We start from the raw sequence: 21,033 nt of genomic DNA on the forward strand, positions 1-21,033 counted from the left end.
TATGTCTAGATTTTCAGGTACAGGAGTTGCGCTAGTCACTCCTTTCAAGTCTGATTTAAGTGTTGATGTTGAGGCATTAGGCAACATTGTAAATCATGTTATTGATGGAGGAGTTGAATATTTGGTGGTATTGGGGACAACAGCCGAAAGTGCAACATTGTCTAAACAGGAAAAGGAGTTGGTTAAAGAAATAATAGTTAAAACAAATAATAAACGCCTACCACTTGTATTGGGTATAGGAGGAAACCATACTTTAGATGTAGTTAGGGAATTGAAGGAAACAGATTTGGGTGATTTTGATGCTATTTTATCGGTTTCTCCTTATTATAATAAACCTACACAGGAAGGGATTTATCAGCACTTTAAAGCGGTATCTGAGGCTTCTCCGTTGCCAATCATTTTATACAATGTTCCGGGTAGAACAGCCTCTAATTTACTACCAGAAACGGTGATAAAGTTAGCATCAGATTTCGATAATATTATTGCTATTAAAGAAGCTGCAGGGGATATGGTGCAAGCAATGAGGTTGATCAAAGAGAAACCGGAAGATTTTCTCATTATTTCAGGGGATGACATGATTACCTTACCTATGACCTTAGCTGGCGGTAGTGGTGTTATTTCTGTTATTGGTCAAGGGTTACCAAATCAATTTTCTGAAATGGTTCGTTTAGCTTTAAAAGGAAACTCAAAAGAAGCCAGTGAGCTTCATTTTCAAGTAATGGATGCAATAGATCACATCTTCGAAGAAGGAAATCCTGCTGGTATTAAAGCTTTACTTCAAGAGCTCAACTTATGTAAAGATACAGTAAGACTACCTCTTATTAAGGCCAGTGATTCTCTGAAGGAAAAAATAAAAAGTGCTATTTAAGAAATAGCATGTCAGGGTATAAATGTTAAAACTTTATTTAAGTTCTAGGCTTTATTTAAAAGATTCCATTAAATTAGCTAGCTAAAATAGTTTTTTTAATACCGGATATTTACCTAATTTTGCCGCATGATTAAAAGCAATTACATTTATACCCTGATATTAGTAGCTTCACTTTTGTTTACATCTTGTAGTGAGTACCAAAAAACACTCAAGAATACAGATGTAAAGGCTAAATATGATTTAGCAGAGAAACTATATGACTCAGGTGATTACAAAAGAGCCTTGCGTTTGTTTGAGCAAATCGCACCTAGTTATGTTGGGAAACCTCAAGGTGAGCGTATTCTCTATTTCTTTGCAGACGCTTATTATCAAACGGAAGATTACTATCTTGCAGCATATCAATTTGAACGATTTTCTAAGTCTTATCCAAGAAGTGATAAGGCGGAAGAAGCGGCTTTTTTGAGTGCAAAAAGTAAGTTTATGTTGTCTCCTAAATATAGTAATGATCAGACCGAAACGAATGAGGCGATTGACAAACTTCAAATTTTTATTAATAATTATCCGAGTTCAGACTATATGAGTGAAGCTAATGAAATGGCTCGCGAATTAAGAAATAAGTTGGATAAAAAGGCTTTTGAAGTTGCTAAACAATACAATACTTTAAGTGACTATAAAGCATCTATTAAATCATTTGAACTATTTTTATCTGATTCGCCAGGATCAATATACAGAGAAGATGCTTTGTTTTATAAGATGACGGCAGAATATAATCTGGCTGTTAATAGTATTTATGCAAGAATGGAAGAGCGATTAAGTGCTGCAAAAAGTACTTATACCACGTTGTTGAAATATTTTCCAGAAACAAAATATCAAAAAGATGCTGACAAAATGTTAGCAGTTATAGATAACGAATTACAAAAGTTTAGTAAATAATAGAGAAGATGAGCGATTTAAGAAATTCTAATGCCCCTGTTTCTACAGAGACATATAACAGGGATAAAATAGATCAGCCTACAGAAAATGTTTATGAGGCAATTTCTATCATTTCAAAAAGAGCAGGGCAAATTAATGCAGAGCTGAAAAAAGAGCTTATTGAAAAGTTAGAGGAGTTTGCTACATATACAGATAGTCTGGATGAGATATTTGAGAACAAAGAGCAAATAGAAGTTTCTAAGTTTTATGAAAAACTGCCTAAACCTCATGCAATAGCAGTGCAGGAATGGTTGGAAGATAAAATTTACTTCAGGAATACTGAAAAAGAACAGTAGTAATGACAGTGCTTAGCGGTAAAAATATCCTTTTAGGTATTACCGGAGGTATCGCTGCATATAAAACTGCTACATTAATAAGGCTTTTTATAAAGGCCGGAGCAAGCGTTAAAGTGGTTATGACGGAAAGTGCAAAAGATTTCGTAACCCCTCTAACGCTTTCTACATTATCAAAAAATCCAGTTATTTCTTCTTTTACAAGTATGGATGATGATAATGCTGTATGGAATAATCATGTGGATCTAGGATTATGGGCTGATTACATGGTAATAGCTCCTGCTACAGCAAATACTTTATCTAAAATGGCCTCAGGAAACAGTGATAATTTTCTGATAGCTACCTATTTGTCAGCTAAATGTCCTGTTTATTTTGTTCCTGCCATGGATTTGGATATGTATAAACATGAATCCACAAAGAATTCTTTAGATATATTACAATCATTTGGTAATAAAATGATACCGGCTGCTCATGGAGAGCTGGCAAGTGGACTGATAGGAGAAGGAAGGATGGCAGAACCTGAGGACATAATTGATTACATGATTAATGACATTAGTTCCAGGTTACCTTTGAAGGGTAAAAAGGTTTTGATTACAGCAGGACCGACTTACGAAGCTATTGATCCAGTACGTTTTATTGGAAATCACTCTAGTGGTAAAATGGGTTTTGAGCTTGCTAAGGCAGCTGCAAGCCTAGGAGCTAAAGTTTATTTAATTACGGGACCAACTCATCTTACAATAGATGACAATCTCATTCATATTGATCGAGTTGTTTCGGCCGAGGAAATGTATAATGCAGTTCATAAGCATTATAATAGTGTGGATATAGCGGTACTTTCTGCTGCTGTTTCTGACTACCGTCCAAAATCTGTGGCTGATGAAAAAATTAAAAAGAAATCTATGGTCATGGAAGTGGTTTTAGAGCCGACAAAAGATATATTAGCGTCACTTGGTGCTCAAAAGTCACATCAGTTTTTGGTTGGGTTTGCTTTAGAGACTGAAAATGAATTAGAGAATGCTAAAAAGAAACTTTCAAAGAAAAATCTAGATGCGATCGTTCTTAATTCCTTAAGAGATCAAGGTGCAGGTTTTGGTAAACCAACTAATAAAGTTACATTTATAGATAAGGAATTAAAAATTAAATCGTTTAATCTTAAGCCTAAGAATGAGGTTGCCCTGGATATTTTCAACGAAATCATTTATCGTATCAATGATTAGAAAGTTTGTTTTAATAAGTATTTTAATTTGTGCAAATCAATTGTGTTCTCAAGAATTGAATTGTAAAGTTATTGTAAATTCAGAACTGGTAAACCAAACTAATCAACAGGTTTTTAAAACTCTTGAAAAATCTCTTAATGATTTTGTAAATAAGACGAAATGGACGAATCTTAATGTTCAAGAAAATGAGCGTATCAACTGCAGTATGCTCATCATGATTTCCTCTTTTGAAAATAATAATTTTCAAGCATCCATACAGGTACAGTCCAGTCGGCCAGTTTATAATACTAACTATGAAACATCAGTTTTTAATTTTCAGGATAAATCTTTCAACTTTAAATATTTAGAATTTGAGCCATTATATTTTAACACGAATGTCTTTGACTCCAATTTAACAGCCGTAATTTCTTATTATGTTTATCTTATATTAGGGATTGATGCGGATACTTTCGAATTAAAAGGTGGAAATCCTTATTATAATCAGGCACAGAATATAGTTAGTTTGGCGCAAGGAACAGGATATGCGGGTTGGCAACAGGATAGTCCGAATGCTAGAACCAGATGGACTTTAATTGATAATCTTAAATCAGGGACTTACGAAAATTACCGAAAGGCATTATATCAATATCATAGGCAGGGGTTGGATAGAATGCTCAGCGATGAAAGGGAGGCCAAAACTGCTATGGAGGAAAGTGTGGTTTTGTTAGAACAATTGAATAAGGTTCGATCAAATTCATTAATGCTACAATTATTTTTTGATGCTAAAGCAGATGAAATTGCTGATATCTTTTCAGGAGGGATAAAAACGGATATAGTAAGTTTGGTTAACCAACTTAATAATTTGGCTCCGACATATTCGGCTAGTTGGAAGAATATTAAATACTAAGGATTGTCTGAATGCTTATTTTCCAATTTCATTCACTTCCATGAAATTTTTATTTTGCGTAAGTTTGAAATTTAAAATGTAATAATTTGTTAAGAAGTCTTTCCATAACTAATTACGCACTTATAGATGCCCTTCAAGTAGAGTTTGATAACGGGTTAAATATTATAACAGGGGAAACAGGTGCAGGTAAATCTATATTACTAGGAGGACTTTCCTTGGTTTTAGGAAGTCGTGCTGATTTGAGTACTATTAAGGACAAGAATCGAAAATGTATAATTGAAGCTGTATTTGAAATATCAGCCTATAACCTTCAAGAATTTTTTAACTCCGAAGATCTCGACTATGAATCGGTTTCAATTATCCGTAGAGAAATTTTACCGAGTGGTAAATCGAGAGCCTTTATTAATGATACCCCGGTAACGCTTTCAGTATTATCCTCCTTAGGGTCTAAATTAGTAGATATTCATTCACAACATCAAACATTACAGTTGACTGATAATACCTACCAATTTAAAATTTTAGATTTAGTGGCAGGTTCTGAAGATGTATTAGCTGATTATAAAAAAGTGTTGTTAAACTATTATCAGGAAAAAAAAGAGCTTGAAAAATTAATAGATTTTCAAAAAAAGTCGAATAAAGAACACGATTATAATAGTTTTTTACTTAATGAACTTAAGGAAGCCAATCTAAAGGAAGGGATGCTGGAAGAATTAGAGGCTACTTATGAAGAATTGAATAATGTCGAGGAGATTGGAGAAAAATTAGTTTTTTCAATCCAATTGTTAAATGAGGATCAAATCGGTGTTGTTAATACTTTGGCCAATTTAAAAGCAACTCTCAATAAATTAGTCTCCTATGGTAAACAGTATGAAGATTTACATAATCGAATTAATTCTATATTAATAGATTTAAATGATGCTTCAGATGAAATCACTAATTTGCAGGAATCGCTTGATGCTAATCCAATTTTGCTTGGGAATGTAAGTGAACAATTGCAGAAAATTTATGATTTACAGAAGAAGCATGGAGTTTTGGAGATAGGTGAGCTCCTAAAAATTCAAGAACAATTGGAGTCAACAGTTTTTAAAACTGAGAATTTGGATGTCGAAATTAAAGAAGCTCAACTTAGTGTGCTTAAACTTGAGGAAGATCTTGATCATTTGGCTCAACAATTACACGAAAAAAGAGTTAAGGTAATTCCAGAACTTATTCAGTATTTGGAAATTACTTTGGGAGAGCTTGGGATGCAAAATGCCGAATTTAAAATCAATTTGAGAGCGATTAACTCATATTTGCCCAATGGTAAGGAAGATATGGAGTTTCTTTTCTCTGCTAATAAAGGGACTAGTTTTGAAGAATTAAAAAAGGTTGCTTCAGGTGGGGAGTTGTCCCGTATAATGCTAACCATTAAATCGCTTCTTGCCAAGCACACAAAACTACCGACCATAATGTTTGATGAGATTGACACTGGGGTTTCGGGAGAGGTTTCGAACAAAATGGGAGATATTATGCAAAAAATGAGTGAAACAATGCAGGTATTTACTATTACCCACTTACCACAGGTTGCGGCGAAAGGAAATGTTCATTATAAGGTATATAAAAAGGATGAGGAGGACACGACTACTACTAATCTGAAAAGACTTAGTGAAGAAGAACGGGTTTTTGAAATAGCAGAAATGCTTGGAGGGAAAGATGTTAGTACTTCGGCGCTCCAACATGCAAAACAATTATTGAATTAGTATTATCTTTGAAAACTTTAAAATAGAAAAAAATATCAAGTTATAAATAGATACATTATGTCTTATAATTTATTAAAAGGAAAAAGAGGAATTATTTTTGGAGCTTTAGATGAGAATTCAATTGCTTGGAAGACTGCGGAAAGAGCTCATGAAGAAGGTGCTCAAATCGTTTTAACCAATGCTCCGATAGCTATGAGAATGGGAAAAATAAATGAACTTGCTGAAAAAACTGGTTCTGAAATCATTCCAGCTGATGCTACAAGTGAAGAAGATCTAAACAATCTGATCGAGAAGTCCATGGAGATATTAGGTGGTAAATTAGATTTTGTTTTACATTCTATTGGAATGTCGGTAAATGTTAGAAAAGGAAAACATTATACGGATCAAAACTATAGTTTTACTGAAAAAGGATGGGATGTTTCGGCATTGTCATTTCATAAAGTATGTCAAAGTTTATATAAGGCAGATGCAATGAATGAATGGGGGAGCATAGTAGCATTAACTTATATGGCTGCTCAACGTACTTTTCCTGATTATAATGATATGGCTGACAATAAAGCTTACTTGGAATCCATAGCACGTAGTTTTGGTTATTTCTTCGGTAAAGATAAAAAGGTAAGAGTAAACACAATTTCTCAATCTCCAACACCAACCACGGCTGGTAAAGGTGTAAAAGGATTTGATGGATTTATTGCATATGCTGATAAGATGTCTCCATTAGGGAACGCAACTGCAGCAGAATGTGCGGATTATACAATGACCTTATTTTCTGATTTAACCAAGAAAGTAACTATGCAGAACCTTTTTCATGATGGAGGTTTTTCTAATACAGGTGTGAGTAATGAGGTTATTGAAAAATTTGAGAAATAGTATTTATTGAATTTCTCAAAGAGTAGTATCATTAAGAATTATAGTGATTTCATTAAAGAAGTGCCTTTAAGGTAGGTACTTCTTTAGATATCAAAAATGATAACAGAAAGCTATCTGCCTGGTGGATAGCTTTTCCTGTTTTTTTAATATATCCATAATTTGGCAGTATGAATCTATATTTTTCGTTCATTATTCCGGTATTTAATCGTCCTGATGAAATTAAAGAATTATTAGATAGTTTATCAAAGCAAAGCTATCCAAAGGATTATGAAATAGTAATTATCGAAGACGGTTCAGATATTTCTTCTGAAGAAGTAGTAAGTGAATTTTCGAATCAATTAAACATTTCCTACTATTATAAATCCAATACAGGTCCGGGTGATTCTCGAAATTATGGAATGAAAAGAGCTCATGGAAATTATTATTTGGTTTTAGATTCTGATTGTATTATACCACCAAACTACCTTAAAGAGGTGGAGAATAGTTTGTTGGAAAATTATGTCGATTGTTTTGGAGGTCCTGATGCTGCTCATGAATCATTTTCGAATGTTCAGAAAGCAATTAATTATAGCATGACCTCTTTTTTAACAACTGGAGGGATCAGGGGTGGAAAAAAGTCAGTAAATAAATTCCAGCCACGAAGTTTCAACATGGGAATTTCTAAAAAGGCTTTTGAGGCTACCAATGGGTTTGGGAAAATTCATCCTGGGGAAGATCCTGATCTTACTATTAGATTATGGAAAGCAGGTTTTGAGACAAAATTAATCCAGGAAGCATTTGTTTATCACAAGAGACGTATTTCTTGGAATAAGTTTAAGGTCCAGGTTAGAAAATTTGGTTTAACACGTCCAATTCTAAATTCATGGCATCCAGAAACTCGAAAAATAACATTTTGGTTTCCATCATTATTTATGTTAGGAAGTGGTTTAGCGCTAATAGGAGCCCTATTGGGTAATTGGTTCTTAATGTTTTTCTATGTTATTTACTTTCTTTTGATATTTATAGATTCAACAATAAAGAACAAAAATATTTATATTGGCTTACTTTCCATCTATGCAGTTGTAGTACAATTTTATGGTTATGGTACTGGATTTATAAAATCTACTTTTTATATTGATGTATTAAAAAAAGAGCCGGAAATGGCTTTTCCTAAATTGTTTTTTAAATAATGTTACAAGAAACTAAAGCAAATACAGTTTTAGGGTGGTTGAAGCGCCCAAAGTCATTGGTGTTTTTAACTTTTTTGTTGGTTTCATTTATCTTATGGCTACTGATTAAACTTACACAAATTTATTCTTATTCTGTGTCATATGATGTAGTTTATAAAAACTTACCTAAAAATAAATTATTTCTAAATCCGCCGAGTACACGGGTTAATGTTTTGGTTGAAGCAAATGGTTTTAGATTATTGAAGACCAATTTAATTGATGAGAAGGCATCAATTGATTTATCTAAAGTAAGATCACATAGCAATAAATGGTTTCTTTTGAGTAACGATATTGAGACTCAACTTAAAGAACAATATAGGGATATTGAGATTAAACAAGTGCTCACTGATTCTATTGTATTTGACCTTGGTGTTAATAAAAAGAAAAAAGTACCTGTAGTATCAAATGTAGAAATTAACTTTAAAACTGATTATGGCTTAGTTGATTCTCTAATTATTTCCCCTTCTGAAATATGGATTTTAGGTCCTGATGGTTTAATTGATAGTATTCACTATGTAAGTACTCAGGATATGGTTTTAAAGAATGTACAAAGTGATATAGATATAGAGACTTCTTTGAGTCAGCCAGATTCTTTAAGCTCTATTGAGTTTGAACTAAAAGAAGTAAATATTAGAGGTAAGGTTAATCGATTTTCGGAGAAAATGATTAAAGTACCTCTTTTAATTGAAAATGTACCTGAAGGAACCAAAGTGAGGACTTTTCCTCAGCAGATAAATGTAATTTGCAGAGCTCCAATTCAAAATTTAAAATTGATATCTCCTGATAACTTTTTAATAGTAGCTGATTATAAAGAGGTTCAGGAAGGTGGGGGGTACTTAATACCCAAGCTTGTAAAAAAGCCTTCAAATATAAAAGAGGTGAAGTTGATGCAAACGAAAGTTGAATTTTTATTAAAAAAGGAATGGTAGTTGGATTAACAGGAGGGATAGGTAGTGGAAAGTCAACTGTTGCTGATATGTTTCATAATTTAGGGGTACCTGTTTACATAGCCGATAAGGAAGCCAAAAAGCTTATGGAGAGATCAGATGATATTCGAAATAAGATTGTAGAGTTGTTAGGAGAGCAGGCATATGATGGATATTTACCAGAACGTTCATACATTGCTAATATTGTTTTCAAAGATAAACACAAGTTATCTGCACTAAATGCTATTATTCATCCTGCGGTAAAAAAACACTTTCATGAATGGTATAAAGCTCAGAAATCGCCATATGTAATAAAGGAAGTTGCAATTCTATTTGAAACTGGAGGAGCGAATGAATGTGATTATACTATATTAGTTACAGCACCGGAAGAGGATAGAATTAAAAGAGTGATAATAAGAGATCAAGTAGATCGAGAAGTGGTGTTGGAACGTATGAACAATCAATGGCCGGATAATAAAAAGATTGAATTAGCTGATTTTGTTATTAACAATACTAATCTTGTTAAAACACAGCAACAAGTTACTACAATACATAATACTTTACTTGCTAAAAGGAAATAGGTTTTGTAATTAACATTTTTGTTAATTAACAGTTAAATACCTATAGTTCTTGCCGTTAAAACCTTAATTTTGGACTAATGAATAAGAGATTATTTATCGCTTTGGTAATTCTGATGAGCCTTTCTTTAATTGGCATTATTTTTGTTCAGGGTTACTGGATAAAAACAGCTGTAGATAATAAGGAAGAGCAGTTTTCTAACACAGTTTCACAAGTTTTACAATCGGTAGTACAACGTGTAGAACAACGTGAAATTAAGGATTACTCCGATAAGTTATTGCAGATTATTGATAGTGTAGGAGAGCTTAAACAGTCTACACTCAACGAAGTATTTTATCTAGAAAAAAATGAGAATAATAACGAAACATTTATTTATTCTCACGGTATTCTTGAAGAGGATTACGGGATAACTGCCACGTTCTTTGATAATAGTTTTGATTCGACGGCAATAAAAAGTTATGTAAGTAAACGAACAACCATTATCTATAGAGAAGATAAAGGGTTAGATGGCAAATCAGCTTATACGCCAGTTGAGAAAATTCAAAAAATGGGGAATATGTCTGAAATTGAGAAAGCTCAATTTGAAGATTATTTCAGGGAAATTGTTAATAGGGTACCAGTTCATAAGAGAGTTTCTAAAGCAGAGTTAGAATTTTTAATTCAAAGAGAATTAAAAGATCGAAATATTGATTTAGATTTTGAATATGGTGTTTTTGCTAATGGGTTAGCCACTAAGGTTAAAACAAGATCGTTCAATTTAAACAAAAGTACAAAGTATAAAGCTCCGCTTTTTAGTGATACTGACGGTAATACACCTTATAGTTTAATGGTTAGTTTCCCTAAGAAGAAAAAGTTTTTGATTTCTTCTATTATAGGTATGGCATTACTATCTATTATCTTTACGATAATAATTATTGTGGCATATTCAAGCGCTTTATTTCAGTTAATACGTCAGAAGCAGATATCTGAAATAAAAACAGATTTCATCAATAATATGACACATGAGTTTAAAACTCCTATTGCTACCATAAATTTAGCTTTAGATGCAATAAAAAACCCAAAGGCTTTTGCTGATGAGGATAAGGTGAAGCGCTACTTGAAAATGATCAGAGATGAGAATCATCGAATGCATGCACAAGTAGAAAATGTTCTTCGAATATCAAAACTAGAAAAGAATCAGTTAGATATTAGTAAAGATAGAGTAGATCTGCATGAACTAATAGAGGATGCTATAACCCATGTCGAATTAATAGTTGAGGATAGAGGTGGATATGTTAAAACGCATTTAGATGCAGAAAAAAGTACCATTTTAGCAAATGAATCTCACTTTACAAATGTCTTGGTTAATATCCTTGATAACGCCATTAAGTATTCACCAGAGAGTCCAAAAATAGACATATATACAGAGGTGGTTAAGAATCATATCATTATAAAGGTTAAGGACCAGGGAACAGGGATGACCAAAGCCGTTTTGAAGCGTATTTTTGAAAAATTTTATAGAGAGCATACGGGGGATATACATAATGTGAAAGGTCATGGTTTAGGATTGGCATATGTTAAGAGAATAGTAGATGACCATCAAGGAGAGGTATACGCCGAAAGCGAGAAAAACAAAGGAAGTATCTTTTATATAAAGTTACCTTTAATATAAAACACTATGGAAACAGTAAATAAGAAGATTTTATTAGTCGAGGATGATCCGAATTTTGGAACTGTCTTAAAGGATTATCTTTCCATGAATGATTTTGACGTAGTCCTTGCCAAAAATGGGATGGAGGGGTATGAGAAATTCAGGAAGGATAACTATGATTTATGCATCTTAGATGTTATGATGCCCTATAAGGATGGATTTACGCTTGCTAAAGAAATAAGAGAAAAGAATGAGAATGTACCTATTATATTCCTAACAGCTAAAACCATGAAAGAAGACGTTTTAAAGGGATATAAAGTTGGTGCAGATGATTATCTTAACAAACCATTCGATTCGGAGGTTTTATTAATGAAAATTAGAGCCATATTACAACGTAAATCTACAGAAACCGTTGCTGACAGTAAGCAATTTGAATTTCAAATTGGAGATTTTCATTTAAACTCTAAGTTGAGATTTCTAACCTTTAAAGATGAAGAGCCTATTAAATTATCTCCAAAGGAAAATGAATTACTGCGTTTATTGGCGTTATATGAAAACGATTTGATGCCTAGAGAATTGGCATTGACAAAAATTTGGAGAGATGATAATTATTTTACTTCTAGAAGTATGGATGTATATATAGCTAAATTACGTAAGTATCTGAAAAAAGATGAAAACGTTGAAATTCTAAATATTCACGGAGAAGGATTTAGGTTGGTGATTAAAAGCGAAGCGGATAGTTAATTGGGTTATATTTTACAAAAAAAACTATTTTAAAAGCCTGTATTTTATACAGGCTTTTTTATTTTTCCATTTCAATTTTTTCGATGATTTCCTTTAAAGGAGTATTAAAATCGAACCATAAAGTATTTTCATGGCGATTGAACCATGTTAGTTGTCTTTTTGCAAATCTTCTTGTATTCTTTTTTACTTCTGATATTGCGAATTCTTTTGTGTATTCTCCTTCGAAGTATTTAAAAAGCTCCTTGTAACCTACAGTTTGTAATGCATTTAATTTTCTGTATGTAAATAATCTTTTTGCTTCTTCTATTAGCCCATTTTCAATCATTATATCAACTCTCTTATTAATACGATCGTAGATGACCTCTCTGTTTGCAGTAAGCCCCACTACAATAGATTTAAAAGGTCTTATTACTTTCTTCTGGTTTAAAAATGAAGAATAAGGTTTGTTACTGGCAATACAAATTTCAAGAGCTCTAATAACTCGTTGTGGATTTTGGATGTCCATTTTTTCATAATGTACAGGGTCTAATTCTTTTAACCTTACTTGAAGTGCTTCGATGCCTTGATTTTCATACAGTTTGTTTAGTTCAGTTCTTATGTGTTCCGGGACTTCAGGAAACTCGTCGAGCCCTTTTATAACAGCATTTAAATATAATCCACTACCTCCGGCCATTACAACAACATTATTGTCTTTAAACAAGGAGCTAAGTTTTAGGATAGCATCTCTTTCAAAATCTCCAACAGAATAAGAGTCAAAAATACTAATATGCTGTATAAAGTGATGTTGCGCCTCGTTCAATTCTTTTTCCGAAGGTACAGCCGTTCCGATATACATTTCTTTAAAAAACTGCCTGGAGTCACATGATAGTATCTCCGTATGATAATGTTTCGCTAATTTTATGGCTAGACTCGTTTTGCCAATGGCAGTCGGTCCAACTACCGTAATTAGGTACTTTTCGGGTTCTTTCACTAAATGAAGGTTTATATTAATTAAAGTTTATGTCCACACTTATGACAAAAATTAGCGCTATCCTGATGTCCCTCTGTGCCACAATTTGGACAGGCTTGTGTATTCAAATGAAGCTGTTTTCCCTGTTTAGCAAACTCAACAGTTACGATACCTGTGGGTACAGCAATAATTCCATAACCTAAAATCATAATAATGGTAGCGAAGAATTGACCAAATGATGTTTGTGGTGCAATATCACCATAACCTACAGTGGTAAGTGTAACTATGGTCCAATAAATGCTTCTTGGGATACTGGTGAAACCAGACTCTTCACCTTCAATTAAATACATTATCGTACCCAAAATAATTGAAACTACCAATACTGTATAAATAAAAACTGTTATTTTGGTTCTACTGTTTTTTAGAGCCTTTTTTAATTGTGAAGCCTCTCCTAAAAATCGAACTAATTTTAATACCCTGAAGATTCTTAGCAGGCGAAGTGCTCTTAGAGCTAATAATGCCTGTGAACCGGCTATTATGTATGATAAATATAAAGGAACTGTAGAAAGGAAATCAATGATTCCATAAAAGCTAAAAATATATTTACTGGGTTTTTTTATCGAAATAATTCTTAAAATATATTCTATTGTAAATAAGACAGTTATAATCCATTCTGCTGTTAAAAGGATATAATGGTATTCACTGTCGATGTCATTTACGCTTTCAAGCATCACTAAAATGATGCTAAAAATAATGATAGCTATTAAGACTACATCAAACAGTTTTCCTGCAGGAGTGTCTGCTTCATAAATTACTTCATGCAGCTTTTTTTGCCATGTTTTGGTATTTTCCGTTCCAGACAATTATTTAGTTGGTTTTAATTTGAATATTAATGGTTGGTTGTTTTGTAAAAATACTAACTCAGCAAATAACTGCTTTAAGCCTTCGTATTCATAACTCTCATAGTTAGATTTTTCTAACCTTAAATTATTATTGATTACAATCTTATTATTTTTTTTTGAAACTTTATATATCATATATCCCTTATCCTCTGCTAATTTTAATCCTTTACTTTCAGGTAAATTTTCAATTAAACATTGTTCGGGGAAATTAATAATTACAGCATAATCAGCATAATAAGGGTAGCCAAAGTCAACTGGATAAAGGCGTTCATTTAGGTTGAATGGATTCTCTTTTATACGATCTATAATAAATGGATTTAATAGCAGTTTGGTGTAGTTTAATTCATCGGTAGATTGTATATCATATTCTTCTATCAAAGCTTTTTCCAAGGCTCCTTCATTACGAGTAATGTAATTAGTAATATTATAAAATCCTTCATTGTCTAACTCGCTTTGAATTTCATTCGAAATGTCTTCATTAGATCTATTTCTTATTTCATTCCGCCTGTTAAGTGCCTTGTATCCTTTATAAATCCTCCTTATTTTTGCAGTTATCTGATTGTCTTTTGCAATATTGATGCTTAAGGTAGTCTTTATCTCAGATGGATTAGTTATCCTTATGTCATACCAATAGCTATTATTTTTTAAGTCAAAAACCCTACCGTACCCATTCAAAGTTTTAAATGGGATCATTCCAAAGGACATGTTTTTATTAGTGATATCCAGTAAATAACTTTTATTATTATCGTTAAGTTTAACTACCAGGTAATTAAAGTCCGATATTACCGGGTGTAATTTAGTAGGCAATCCATGTTCTCTTGTGGATAATAACATGAACTCGGCATCAAAACCTGCAGCTTTTAAAAAATTTAAAAGTATCAGGTTTAATTCTGTCGAACTCCCAGATTTCTGATCAAATGCATCTTTTACATCGATAGCGCTGAATAATGAATTTTTATTATTCCAAAAAAGTTCACTTTGAAGCCAATAATACAATTGCTTCGCTTTATCAATCCCATTAGCGTTACTTTTAGTTATTTCATTAGGAATTAGTTTTTCGAAATAGTTTTCTTTTTTTGCCTGACTACCTATTTCTATATCTGATTTAAATTCTTTATCGGTGTCTTTCCAAGATTTAGTGTAACGATCTACTTGTCCTTGAAAATCTTCAAAAGATTCTAATTCATAATCTATAGCGGAAAGATAATTATATTTGGAAATCATATAGTCCTCTTCCTTGAAGGCAGGAATATCTTTCATGACATATGTGTTTAAAATACAATCAGCACTTCCGACTCCTTGAAAGTAAAAGCAGTCTTTTTTAATGTCGCTTTCATGAATACTCAATTTCAATGGCCCCTTTAACATGATGTTGTACTTGTAATTAGCAGGAATTGAAGTAGAATATTCGCTATAAACTTTTGGTATATCCGACTGAAAATTCCATGAATTAAAGTTGAAGAAAAACGGAGATTCAATTACATAGCGATAATCAATGACAGCACCAATCTGAACATTGGGTACAGTAAATTTAAGGAGGTCATAATACTCATTGTAATCTTCTAAATGGACGTCATTATTATTTAGGGATCCAGTAGTTCTGTCCGGGTTTATCACTACCGCATGTACTTCTCTAAAGATCTCCTTGCTTTTGGATGATTGTGATTTATATAATGGAATTTCGATAGTAGCCTTGTCTAATCCTTTTTTATTCAAAATTTTTATCCTAACCAGATATTCAGTAATCAATTTTACTCGATCGTATCTGTTTTTGTCTATTTTGGAAAACCCCTTTTCCATTATAATAACGGCAGAAGCTGTTGAATCTTTGGGATATTCTTTCATTTCCAGAAGATTAGGAGGAATATCTCCAAAGGATGTTTCTTTTTGAGAGTGACAAAAATTATTAATTATTATAATCAGGAATAAAAAGAATCGAAGCTTCATTAAGGAGTTATTTTTCTGTAATTAATTGTATAATTTTAACTCCTTTTTTCTTTCTCAAATAGCTTTGAATAATATGTTTGGCATCAGCGTTATTATCCATAGGAGTAATTACTTTCTGCAATATATGAATATTATTTAATTGAAAATTAAGGTTGTAGAATCCTACACCTTTAAACAAGCCTCCTTCTATAAGTACAGCACTTCGCTCATCAATCTCTCTACCTTTATCAATTAAAACCATATTTTTATGAGGGTAACTATATTTATTGATTGCCATTATAACACGTTCATTATACTTTTCGGCATCTTCTTTTTGAATACAAGCCCCGATACATTTTTTGATTGTATAATTGAAACAATGGCTTTTGGCATCTGACAAGCCATTTAGTTTATTACACAAACTAAACTCTTCGGTTAGTTTGTATAGTGTGTTTTTGGCTTCATGAATACTGGTGAATGTAGTGATAGGATTACCTTTAGGTTTTATTTTTTCAATGTGCAAAGTGATATAACCTTCAGGATTCATATCTTCAAATAAGCCATATGAAAATATTTTTCTCTTGCGTGACCTGTTAAAATGTGGTTGATTTAACTTGATTTCTTCATTTTCTTTCAGAAGTGCAATTAACTCGCTACCTGTTTCCTCATAAGTAACTGCTGAAACTTCTTTTTGTAATGCTCTTGCTTTTTTTGAACTTCCGGTAAAGTGTTGATTTACTCTTTTTCTAATGTTTTTACTTTTTCCTATATAAATCACTCTGCCATCACTTCTATGTATATAATAGACACCTGTGGAAGATGGGAGTTCATCAACAATATTCAATAACTTAGGGGTTAATAGTGTATTGCTACTGTTCTTAACCGACTCTTCAAGAATGTTTTTAGACTTGTCCTTAGCTAGTAATAATTTAAATAATTTCAAGGTAGCCTGAGCATCACCACTTGCTCTATGGCGATCACTGACAGGAATTCCCAGCGATCTTGCTAATTTGCCTAAACTGTACGAAGCCTGTCCGGGGATTAACTTTTTGGAAAGTTCCACAGAGCATAAAGTATTTCTTTCAAAATCAAAACCTAACTGTTTGAACTCATTCTTTAAAACACGGTAATCAAATTGGGCATTATGTGCAACCAGAATACAATCATTTGTAATTTCAACAATTCTTTTCGCAACCTCATAAAACTTAGGTGCGGTTGTAAGCATTTTGTTATTGATCCCGGTAAGGTTAACCACAAATGGTTGTATTGCCTTTTCAGGATTCACAAGACTTATAAATTGATCGGTTACTTTATGACCATTAAACCTGTATATGGCAATCTCTGTAATCCCTTCTTCATTATATTGTCCTCCAGTTGTTTCTATGTCGAGTATTGCGTACAATTGATTTTTATTTTGGTTATTTATAATTCCGTTCTCCAAAGATGTTACTGCCTATTCGAACCATGGTGCTTCCTTCTTCTATTGCAATTTCATAATCACCACTCATACCCATAGAAAGAATTTCTAATCCCGGTAAACGACTTTTTTGGGTTTCAAATATTTCTTTAAGATATGAAAATTCTTTTCTTACTTGTTCTTTATTGTTTGTAAATGTAGCCATTCCCATAAGTCCAACGATTTTAACATTGGTCATACTTAGATATTCGTTGGAGGTTAATAGGCTATTTAATTCGTTTTCATCCAAACCAAATTTGGTGTCTTCTTTGGCAATATGAATCTGGAGTAAGCAGTCAATAATCCTATTGTGTTTCTTAGCCTGTTTTTCAATTTCTTTGAGGAGTTTTAAACTATCTACCCCATGAATTAAATGTACGTATTCGGCCATGTATTTCACCTTATTCCTTTGAACATGACCAATCATATGCCATTGAATATCTTTAGGAAGTTCTTCCCACTTTTGAGTCATTTCTTGGATTTTATTTTCACCAAATACTCTATGACCAGTATTGTAGGCTTCCAAAATATCACGGTTCGGTTTGGTTTTGGAAACCGCAACTAAAGTAATGTCTTTGGGAAGCTTTGATTTTAATTGAAATATATTTTCAGAAATACTCATTAAAACAGTTAAATTTAAAATTCATAAATTGTAAGTCCACTTCTTAACTTAGGTTCTATATATGTGCTTTTTGGAGGCATTTTCAGGCCTTCTTCAGCAATGAGCTTCATTTCATCAATTGTAACCGGAAGCATACTAAAGCCAACCTTAAACTTTCCTTTATCTATTAAATCTTTCATCTTTAAAGAATGCTGATTCCCATATCCATAAGAGATACGTTTATTGTTCCGTAAATCGGAAATTCCTAATATAGGCTCTAATATTGTTTTGTACAAGATTTGCGTATCCAAAGTGCTTAAAGCATCACTAAAAATATAAACTGATTTTCGTAAATAGAGCGAATAAAAATCGTCATCTAAATACATAGAAAAGTGATGTTTTTTAGTAGGTTGATATAATTCTTCTCCTCGGTTTTCTATCCTATAAAATTCGTCAAGTTTAATTAAAAACTCTTCTTTGGTAAGTCCGTTAAGGTCCTTAATCATTCTATTGAAATCGGAAATCCTTAATTCTGATTCAGGAATCATATAACTTAGGAAATAATTATAAGCCTCATTTCCTGTTTGGTTATTATCTTCCGAACGCAATTCTTTAGCTAAAAGGGAAGAAGAAGCCGAGCGATGATGTCCGTCAGCTATATATAATGTTTTTATTTTTTTAAATTCTCTTTGAATGGTTTCTACATCATCTTTTTTATTTATAAGCCAAAATCGATGTACTGATTTGTCAGGAGTAGCAAATTCATATTCAGGTCTCTGGGATGTTGTTTTTTTAATTACTAAAGCAATATTATCATTATCCGGATAGGTGAGTAATACTGGCTCTGCATTAAAGCCAACTGTTTTTAGGTAATCTTTAAATAAGACCTCTCTTCGCTCAATGGTATCTTCATGTTTTTTAATAATATTATTGTCATAATCCTCAATACTGGCACCAGCAAAAACACCACAGAAGGAATGATCTCTTGTGTTTAGCTGGTAAATATAAAAAGAGGGTATTTCATCTTTAATAAAGGTATCATCTTCCTTAAATTCTAAATAACGATTACGTACTAATTTAAAACGTTCAACACCAGACACTTCATGCTGAAATTTATACCCAGGATTGATAATATGTAAAAAGGAGAAAGGGTTAAATCTTAATTGCGCTTTCAATTCTTTTCGAGAGTAATCTTCATAAGATCTGGAAGCAACCAATCCAACCTTATCTCGTGATGGGCGAACAGCTTTAAAAGGAATTATTTTCGCCATAGTTTTTGATAAGAATTATTATAGAAACATTTTCGATATATTTTCAGCCTTTCTACTTTCGGAATAATCGTAGAATCCTTCTCCGGACTTCACACCTAATTTTCCGGCAGTAACCATATTAACTAATAATGGACAGGGAGCGTATTTAGGGTTTTTAAATCCATCGTACATAACATTAAGAATTGACAAACATACATCCAGGCCAATAAAATCGGCCAATTGAAGAGGCCCCATTGGATGCGCCATTCCTAGTTTCATAACGGTATCGATCTCTTTTACTCCTGCGACACCATTATACAAGGTTTCAACAGCTTCATTTATCATAGGCATTAAGATACGATTTGCAACAAAACCGGGATAATCGTTTACTTCAACAGGGACTTTGTTTAAGTTTTTCGAAATTTCCATTACGGTGTTGAGAACCTTATCAGAAGTGTTGTACCCTTTTATAACTTCAACGAGTTTCATAATCGGAACAGGATTCATAAAGTGCATTCCGATTACATTTTCAGGCGTATCTACAACTGCAGCAATTTGTGTAATGGAGATTGACGATGTATTCGTAGCCAGAATTGTATCAGGTCTACATAAGTTATTTAAGTCTTTAAATATTTTGAGTTTGAGTTCCTTGTTTTCAGTAGCAGCTTCAACAACCAAATCCGAATTTGAAACCCCCTCTTTAAGATCTGTTAGGGAAGTGATATTATTTAAGGTGTTGTTTTTGTCATCCTCAGAAATAGAACCCTTTGTAACCATCCGATCCAAATTCTTAGTAATGGTAGTAATTCCTTTTTCCAAAACTTCCTTAGATAAATCTACCAGGTTAACCTTATAACCGAATTGAGCGAAGGTATGAGCAATTCCGTTTCCCATTGTTCCAGCACCAATAACTGTTATGTTTTTCATAGTCTAAATAATTTCAAAGTGTGTGTTAAGTATATTAGTTATATAAGTGTGTTTTTAAAAAGAATTTATAATATCGTGAGCCACTTTTAAAGCCTCTGTACCATGTTCTAATGTTACAACTGGATCAGTATTATTTTGGATGGCCTTAGCAAAGGTTTCTAGTTCATCTAAGATTGCATTATTGATAGATACCTTTGGGTTTTCAAAGTAAATTTGCTTTTTAAGTCCTTCAGCATTTTGAAGGATAAGGGCAAATTCATCTGGATTTTTAGGAGCATCTTTCATTTTAACAACTTCAACCTTTTTCTCAAGAAAGTCTATGGATATGTATGCATCACGTTGAAAGAAGCGTGATTTTCTCATGTTTTTGAGTGAGATTCTGCTCGCCGTCAAATTAGCGACACAACCATTTTCAAATTCTATTCTCGCATTGGCAATATCCGGAGAGTTACTAATAACAGATACTCCACTGGCATTAATACTTTTTACTTTTGAGTTTACCACACGTAAAATAATATCTATATCATGTATCATTAGATCAAGCACTACCGGAACATCAGTGCCTCTCGGATTAAATTCGGCAAGACGATGCGTTTCAATAAACATTGGATTTTCAATTTTATCCTTAACCGATAAAAATGCAGGATTAAATCGTTCTACATGTCCTACTTGTCCTTTAACTCCATATTCTTTAGCAAGCTTAATGATCTCAAAAGCCTCTTCTACTGAGTTGGCTATTGGTTTTTCTATGAAAATATGTTTTTTCTTTGAAATTGCTTTAAGAGCACAATCGTAGTGAGAAAGGGTAGGGGTTACAATATCCACAACATCTACCGCATCAATCAATTCTTCAATGGAACCAAAACTTTTATATCCGAACTCTTTGGCAACCTTTTGCGCATTTTTTTCGTTTGGATCATAAAACCCTACTAATTCGTATTTTTCAGATTGGTTTAACAGTCGCAAGTGAATCTTGCCCAGGTGTCCAGCACCTAGTACTCCGGCTTTAAGCATAGAATTGTGTTTTTAACAAAAATAAGGTTATTGACCGAGATTGCCAATGGTTTATAAAATTAAAGGAAGTAACCCT

At 32.8% G+C, this 21,033-nt stretch carries 20 protein-coding genes; 12 read left to right on the top strand and 8 right to left on the bottom strand.

Annotated features, from left to right (window positions below):
* Position 1: 1 nt before the first annotated feature.
* From dapA to BM361_RS04810, 12 genes are all read left to right on the top strand, one after another.
* Entirely contained in the window at positions 2 to 868 is an 867-nt protein-coding gene (gene dapA, locus BM361_RS04755) for a 4-hydroxy-tetrahydrodipicolinate synthase (protein ID WP_074977288.1), read from the top strand.
* Between the two features lie 126 nt (positions 869 to 994).
* Entirely contained in the window at positions 995 to 1,801 is an 807-nt protein-coding gene (locus BM361_RS04760; RefSeq protein ID WP_074977290.1) for an outer membrane protein assembly factor BamD, read from the top strand.
* Between the two features lie 8 nt (positions 1,802 to 1,809).
* Positions 1,810 to 2,136, top strand: coding sequence for a DNA-directed RNA polymerase subunit omega (locus BM361_RS04765; RefSeq protein ID WP_038264104.1), 327 nt, complete (start codon positions 1,810 to 1,812; stop codon positions 2,134 to 2,136).
* Between the two features lie 2 nt (positions 2,137 to 2,138).
* Complete coding sequence (gene coaBC / locus BM361_RS04770; protein ID WP_074977292.1) at positions 2,139 to 3,350, top strand: bifunctional phosphopantothenoylcysteine decarboxylase/phosphopantothenate--cysteine ligase CoaBC; 1,212 nt, start codon at positions 2,139 to 2,141, stop codon at positions 3,348 to 3,350.
* Complete coding sequence (porD, locus tag BM361_RS04775) at positions 3,343 to 4,236, top strand: type IX secretion system protein PorD (RefSeq protein ID WP_074977295.1); 894 nt, start codon at positions 3,343 to 3,345, stop codon at positions 4,234 to 4,236. Before coaBC ends, porD begins: the two co-directional genes overlap by 8 nt.
* Positions 4,237 to 4,322: 86 nt before the next feature.
* A complete protein-coding gene (gene recN / locus BM361_RS04780) occupies positions 4,323 to 5,975 on the top strand; it encodes a DNA repair protein RecN (RefSeq protein ID WP_074977297.1) in 1,653 nt (550 codons plus the stop codon).
* A 57-nt stretch (positions 5,976 to 6,032) separates the two neighbouring features.
* Entirely contained in the window at positions 6,033 to 6,845 is an 813-nt protein-coding gene (locus tag BM361_RS04785; protein WP_038264093.1) for an enoyl-ACP reductase FabI, read from the top strand.
* A gap of 167 nt (positions 6,846 to 7,012) precedes the next feature.
* Positions 7,013 to 8,014, top strand: coding sequence for a glycosyltransferase family 2 protein (locus BM361_RS04790; RefSeq protein WP_074977299.1), 1,002 nt, complete (start codon positions 7,013 to 7,015; stop codon positions 8,012 to 8,014).
* Positions 8,014 to 8,982, top strand: a complete 969-nt coding sequence (locus BM361_RS04795) for a CdaR family protein (RefSeq protein ID WP_074977301.1) — start codon at positions 8,014 to 8,016, stop codon at positions 8,980 to 8,982. Before BM361_RS04790 ends, BM361_RS04795 begins: the two co-directional genes overlap by 1 nt.
* Positions 8,976 to 9,560 (top strand): dephospho-CoA kinase, encoded by a 585-nt coding sequence (gene coaE, locus BM361_RS04800; RefSeq protein ID WP_074977302.1) that lies wholly within the window; start codon positions 8,976 to 8,978, stop codon positions 9,558 to 9,560. The genes BM361_RS04795 and coaE overlap by 7 nt, the downstream gene beginning before the upstream one ends.
* 77 nt (positions 9,561 to 9,637) lie before the next feature.
* Complete coding sequence (locus tag BM361_RS04805; RefSeq protein ID WP_074977304.1) at positions 9,638 to 11,209, top strand: sensor histidine kinase; 1,572 nt, start codon at positions 9,638 to 9,640, stop codon at positions 11,207 to 11,209.
* 6 nt (positions 11,210 to 11,215) lie between these two features.
* A complete protein-coding gene (locus tag BM361_RS04810; protein ID WP_074977306.1) occupies positions 11,216 to 11,932 on the top strand; it encodes a response regulator transcription factor in 717 nt (238 codons plus the stop codon).
* Between the two features lie 58 nt (positions 11,933 to 11,990).
* Here BM361_RS04810 and miaA read toward each other — a convergent pair whose 3' ends face one another.
* From miaA to BM361_RS04850, 8 genes are read right to left on the bottom strand one after another with little or no spacing between them, the layout of a single operon-like run.
* Positions 11,991 to 12,902, bottom strand: a complete 912-nt coding sequence (miaA, locus tag BM361_RS04815; protein ID WP_074977308.1) for a tRNA (adenosine(37)-N6)-dimethylallyltransferase MiaA — start codon at positions 12,900 to 12,902, stop codon at positions 11,991 to 11,993.
* A gap of 20 nt (positions 12,903 to 12,922) precedes the next feature.
* Entirely contained in the window at positions 12,923 to 13,744 is an 822-nt protein-coding gene (locus tag BM361_RS04820) for an ion transporter (RefSeq protein ID WP_074977310.1), read from the bottom strand.
* Positions 13,745 to 15,730, bottom strand: coding sequence for a DUF3857 domain-containing protein (locus tag BM361_RS04825; protein WP_074977312.1), 1,986 nt, complete (start codon positions 15,728 to 15,730; stop codon positions 13,745 to 13,747).
* A 7-nt stretch (positions 15,731 to 15,737) separates the two neighbouring features.
* Positions 15,738 to 17,111 (bottom strand): exonuclease domain-containing protein, encoded by a 1,374-nt coding sequence (locus BM361_RS04830; RefSeq protein ID WP_038265356.1) that lies wholly within the window; start codon positions 17,109 to 17,111, stop codon positions 15,738 to 15,740.
* 16 nt (positions 17,112 to 17,127) lie between these two features.
* Complete coding sequence (locus tag BM361_RS04835; RefSeq protein ID WP_074977314.1) at positions 17,128 to 17,787, bottom strand: YggS family pyridoxal phosphate-dependent enzyme; 660 nt, start codon at positions 17,785 to 17,787, stop codon at positions 17,128 to 17,130.
* 14 nt (positions 17,788 to 17,801) lie between these two features.
* Positions 17,802 to 19,037, bottom strand: coding sequence for a DUF1015 domain-containing protein (locus tag BM361_RS04840; protein ID WP_074977315.1), 1,236 nt, complete (start codon positions 19,035 to 19,037; stop codon positions 17,802 to 17,804).
* Between the two features lie 18 nt (positions 19,038 to 19,055).
* Entirely contained in the window at positions 19,056 to 19,943 is an 888-nt protein-coding gene (locus BM361_RS04845) for a 3-hydroxyacyl-CoA dehydrogenase family protein (RefSeq protein ID WP_074977317.1), read from the bottom strand.
* A gap of 54 nt (positions 19,944 to 19,997) precedes the next feature.
* On the bottom strand, positions 19,998 to 20,957 hold the full coding sequence (locus BM361_RS04850) for a Gfo/Idh/MocA family protein (RefSeq protein WP_074977318.1): 960 nt from the start codon (positions 20,955 to 20,957) through the stop codon (positions 19,998 to 20,000).
* Positions 20,958 to 21,033 lie beyond the last annotated feature (76 nt).

Source organism: Zhouia amylolytica, assembly GCF_900116365.1.
Lineage (GTDB): Bacteria > Bacteroidota > Bacteroidia > Flavobacteriales > Flavobacteriaceae > Zhouia > Zhouia amylolytica.

Excerpts from the sequence above, each read along its gene's own strand:
- dapA (WP_074977288.1), top strand. The coding sequence starts at position 2 with ATGTCTAGATTTTCAGGTACAGGAGTTGCGCTAGTCACTCCTTTCAAG.
- BM361_RS04760 (WP_074977290.1), top strand. The coding sequence starts at position 995 with ATGATTAAAAGCAATTACATTTATACCCTGATATTAGTAGCTTCACTT.
- BM361_RS04765 (WP_038264104.1), top strand. The coding sequence starts at position 1,810 with ATGAGCGATTTAAGAAATTCTAATGCCCCTGTTTCTACAGAGACATAT.
- coaBC (WP_074977292.1), top strand. The coding sequence starts at position 2,139 with ATGACAGTGCTTAGCGGTAAAAATATCCTTTTAGGTATTACCGGAGGT.
- porD (WP_074977295.1), top strand. The coding sequence starts at position 3,343 with ATGATTAGAAAGTTTGTTTTAATAAGTATTTTAATTTGTGCAAATCAA.
- BM361_RS04785 (WP_038264093.1), top strand. The coding sequence starts at position 6,033 with ATGTCTTATAATTTATTAAAAGGAAAAAGAGGAATTATTTTTGGAGCT.
- BM361_RS04790 (WP_074977299.1), top strand. The coding sequence starts at position 7,013 with ATGAATCTATATTTTTCGTTCATTATTCCGGTATTTAATCGTCCTGAT.
- BM361_RS04795 (WP_074977301.1), top strand. The coding sequence starts at position 8,014 with ATGTTACAAGAAACTAAAGCAAATACAGTTTTAGGGTGGTTGAAGCGC.
- coaE (WP_074977302.1), top strand. The coding sequence starts at position 8,976 with ATGGTAGTTGGATTAACAGGAGGGATAGGTAGTGGAAAGTCAACTGTT.
- BM361_RS04805 (WP_074977304.1), top strand. The coding sequence starts at position 9,638 with ATGAATAAGAGATTATTTATCGCTTTGGTAATTCTGATGAGCCTTTCT.
- BM361_RS04810 (WP_074977306.1), top strand. The coding sequence starts at position 11,216 with ATGGAAACAGTAAATAAGAAGATTTTATTAGTCGAGGATGATCCGAAT.
- BM361_RS04825 (WP_074977312.1), bottom strand. The coding sequence starts at position 15,730 with ATGAAGCTTCGATTCTTTTTATTCCTGATTATAATAATTAATAATTTT.
- BM361_RS04835 (WP_074977314.1), bottom strand. The coding sequence starts at position 17,787 with ATGAGTATTTCTGAAAATATATTTCAATTAAAATCAAAGCTTCCCAAA.
- BM361_RS04840 (WP_074977315.1), bottom strand. The coding sequence starts at position 19,037 with ATGGCGAAAATAATTCCTTTTAAAGCTGTTCGCCCATCACGAGATAAG.
- BM361_RS04845 (WP_074977317.1), bottom strand. The coding sequence starts at position 19,943 with ATGAAAAACATAACAGTTATTGGTGCTGGAACAATGGGAAACGGAATT.
- BM361_RS04850 (WP_074977318.1), bottom strand. The coding sequence starts at position 20,957 with ATGCTTAAAGCCGGAGTACTAGGTGCTGGACACCTGGGCAAGATTCAC.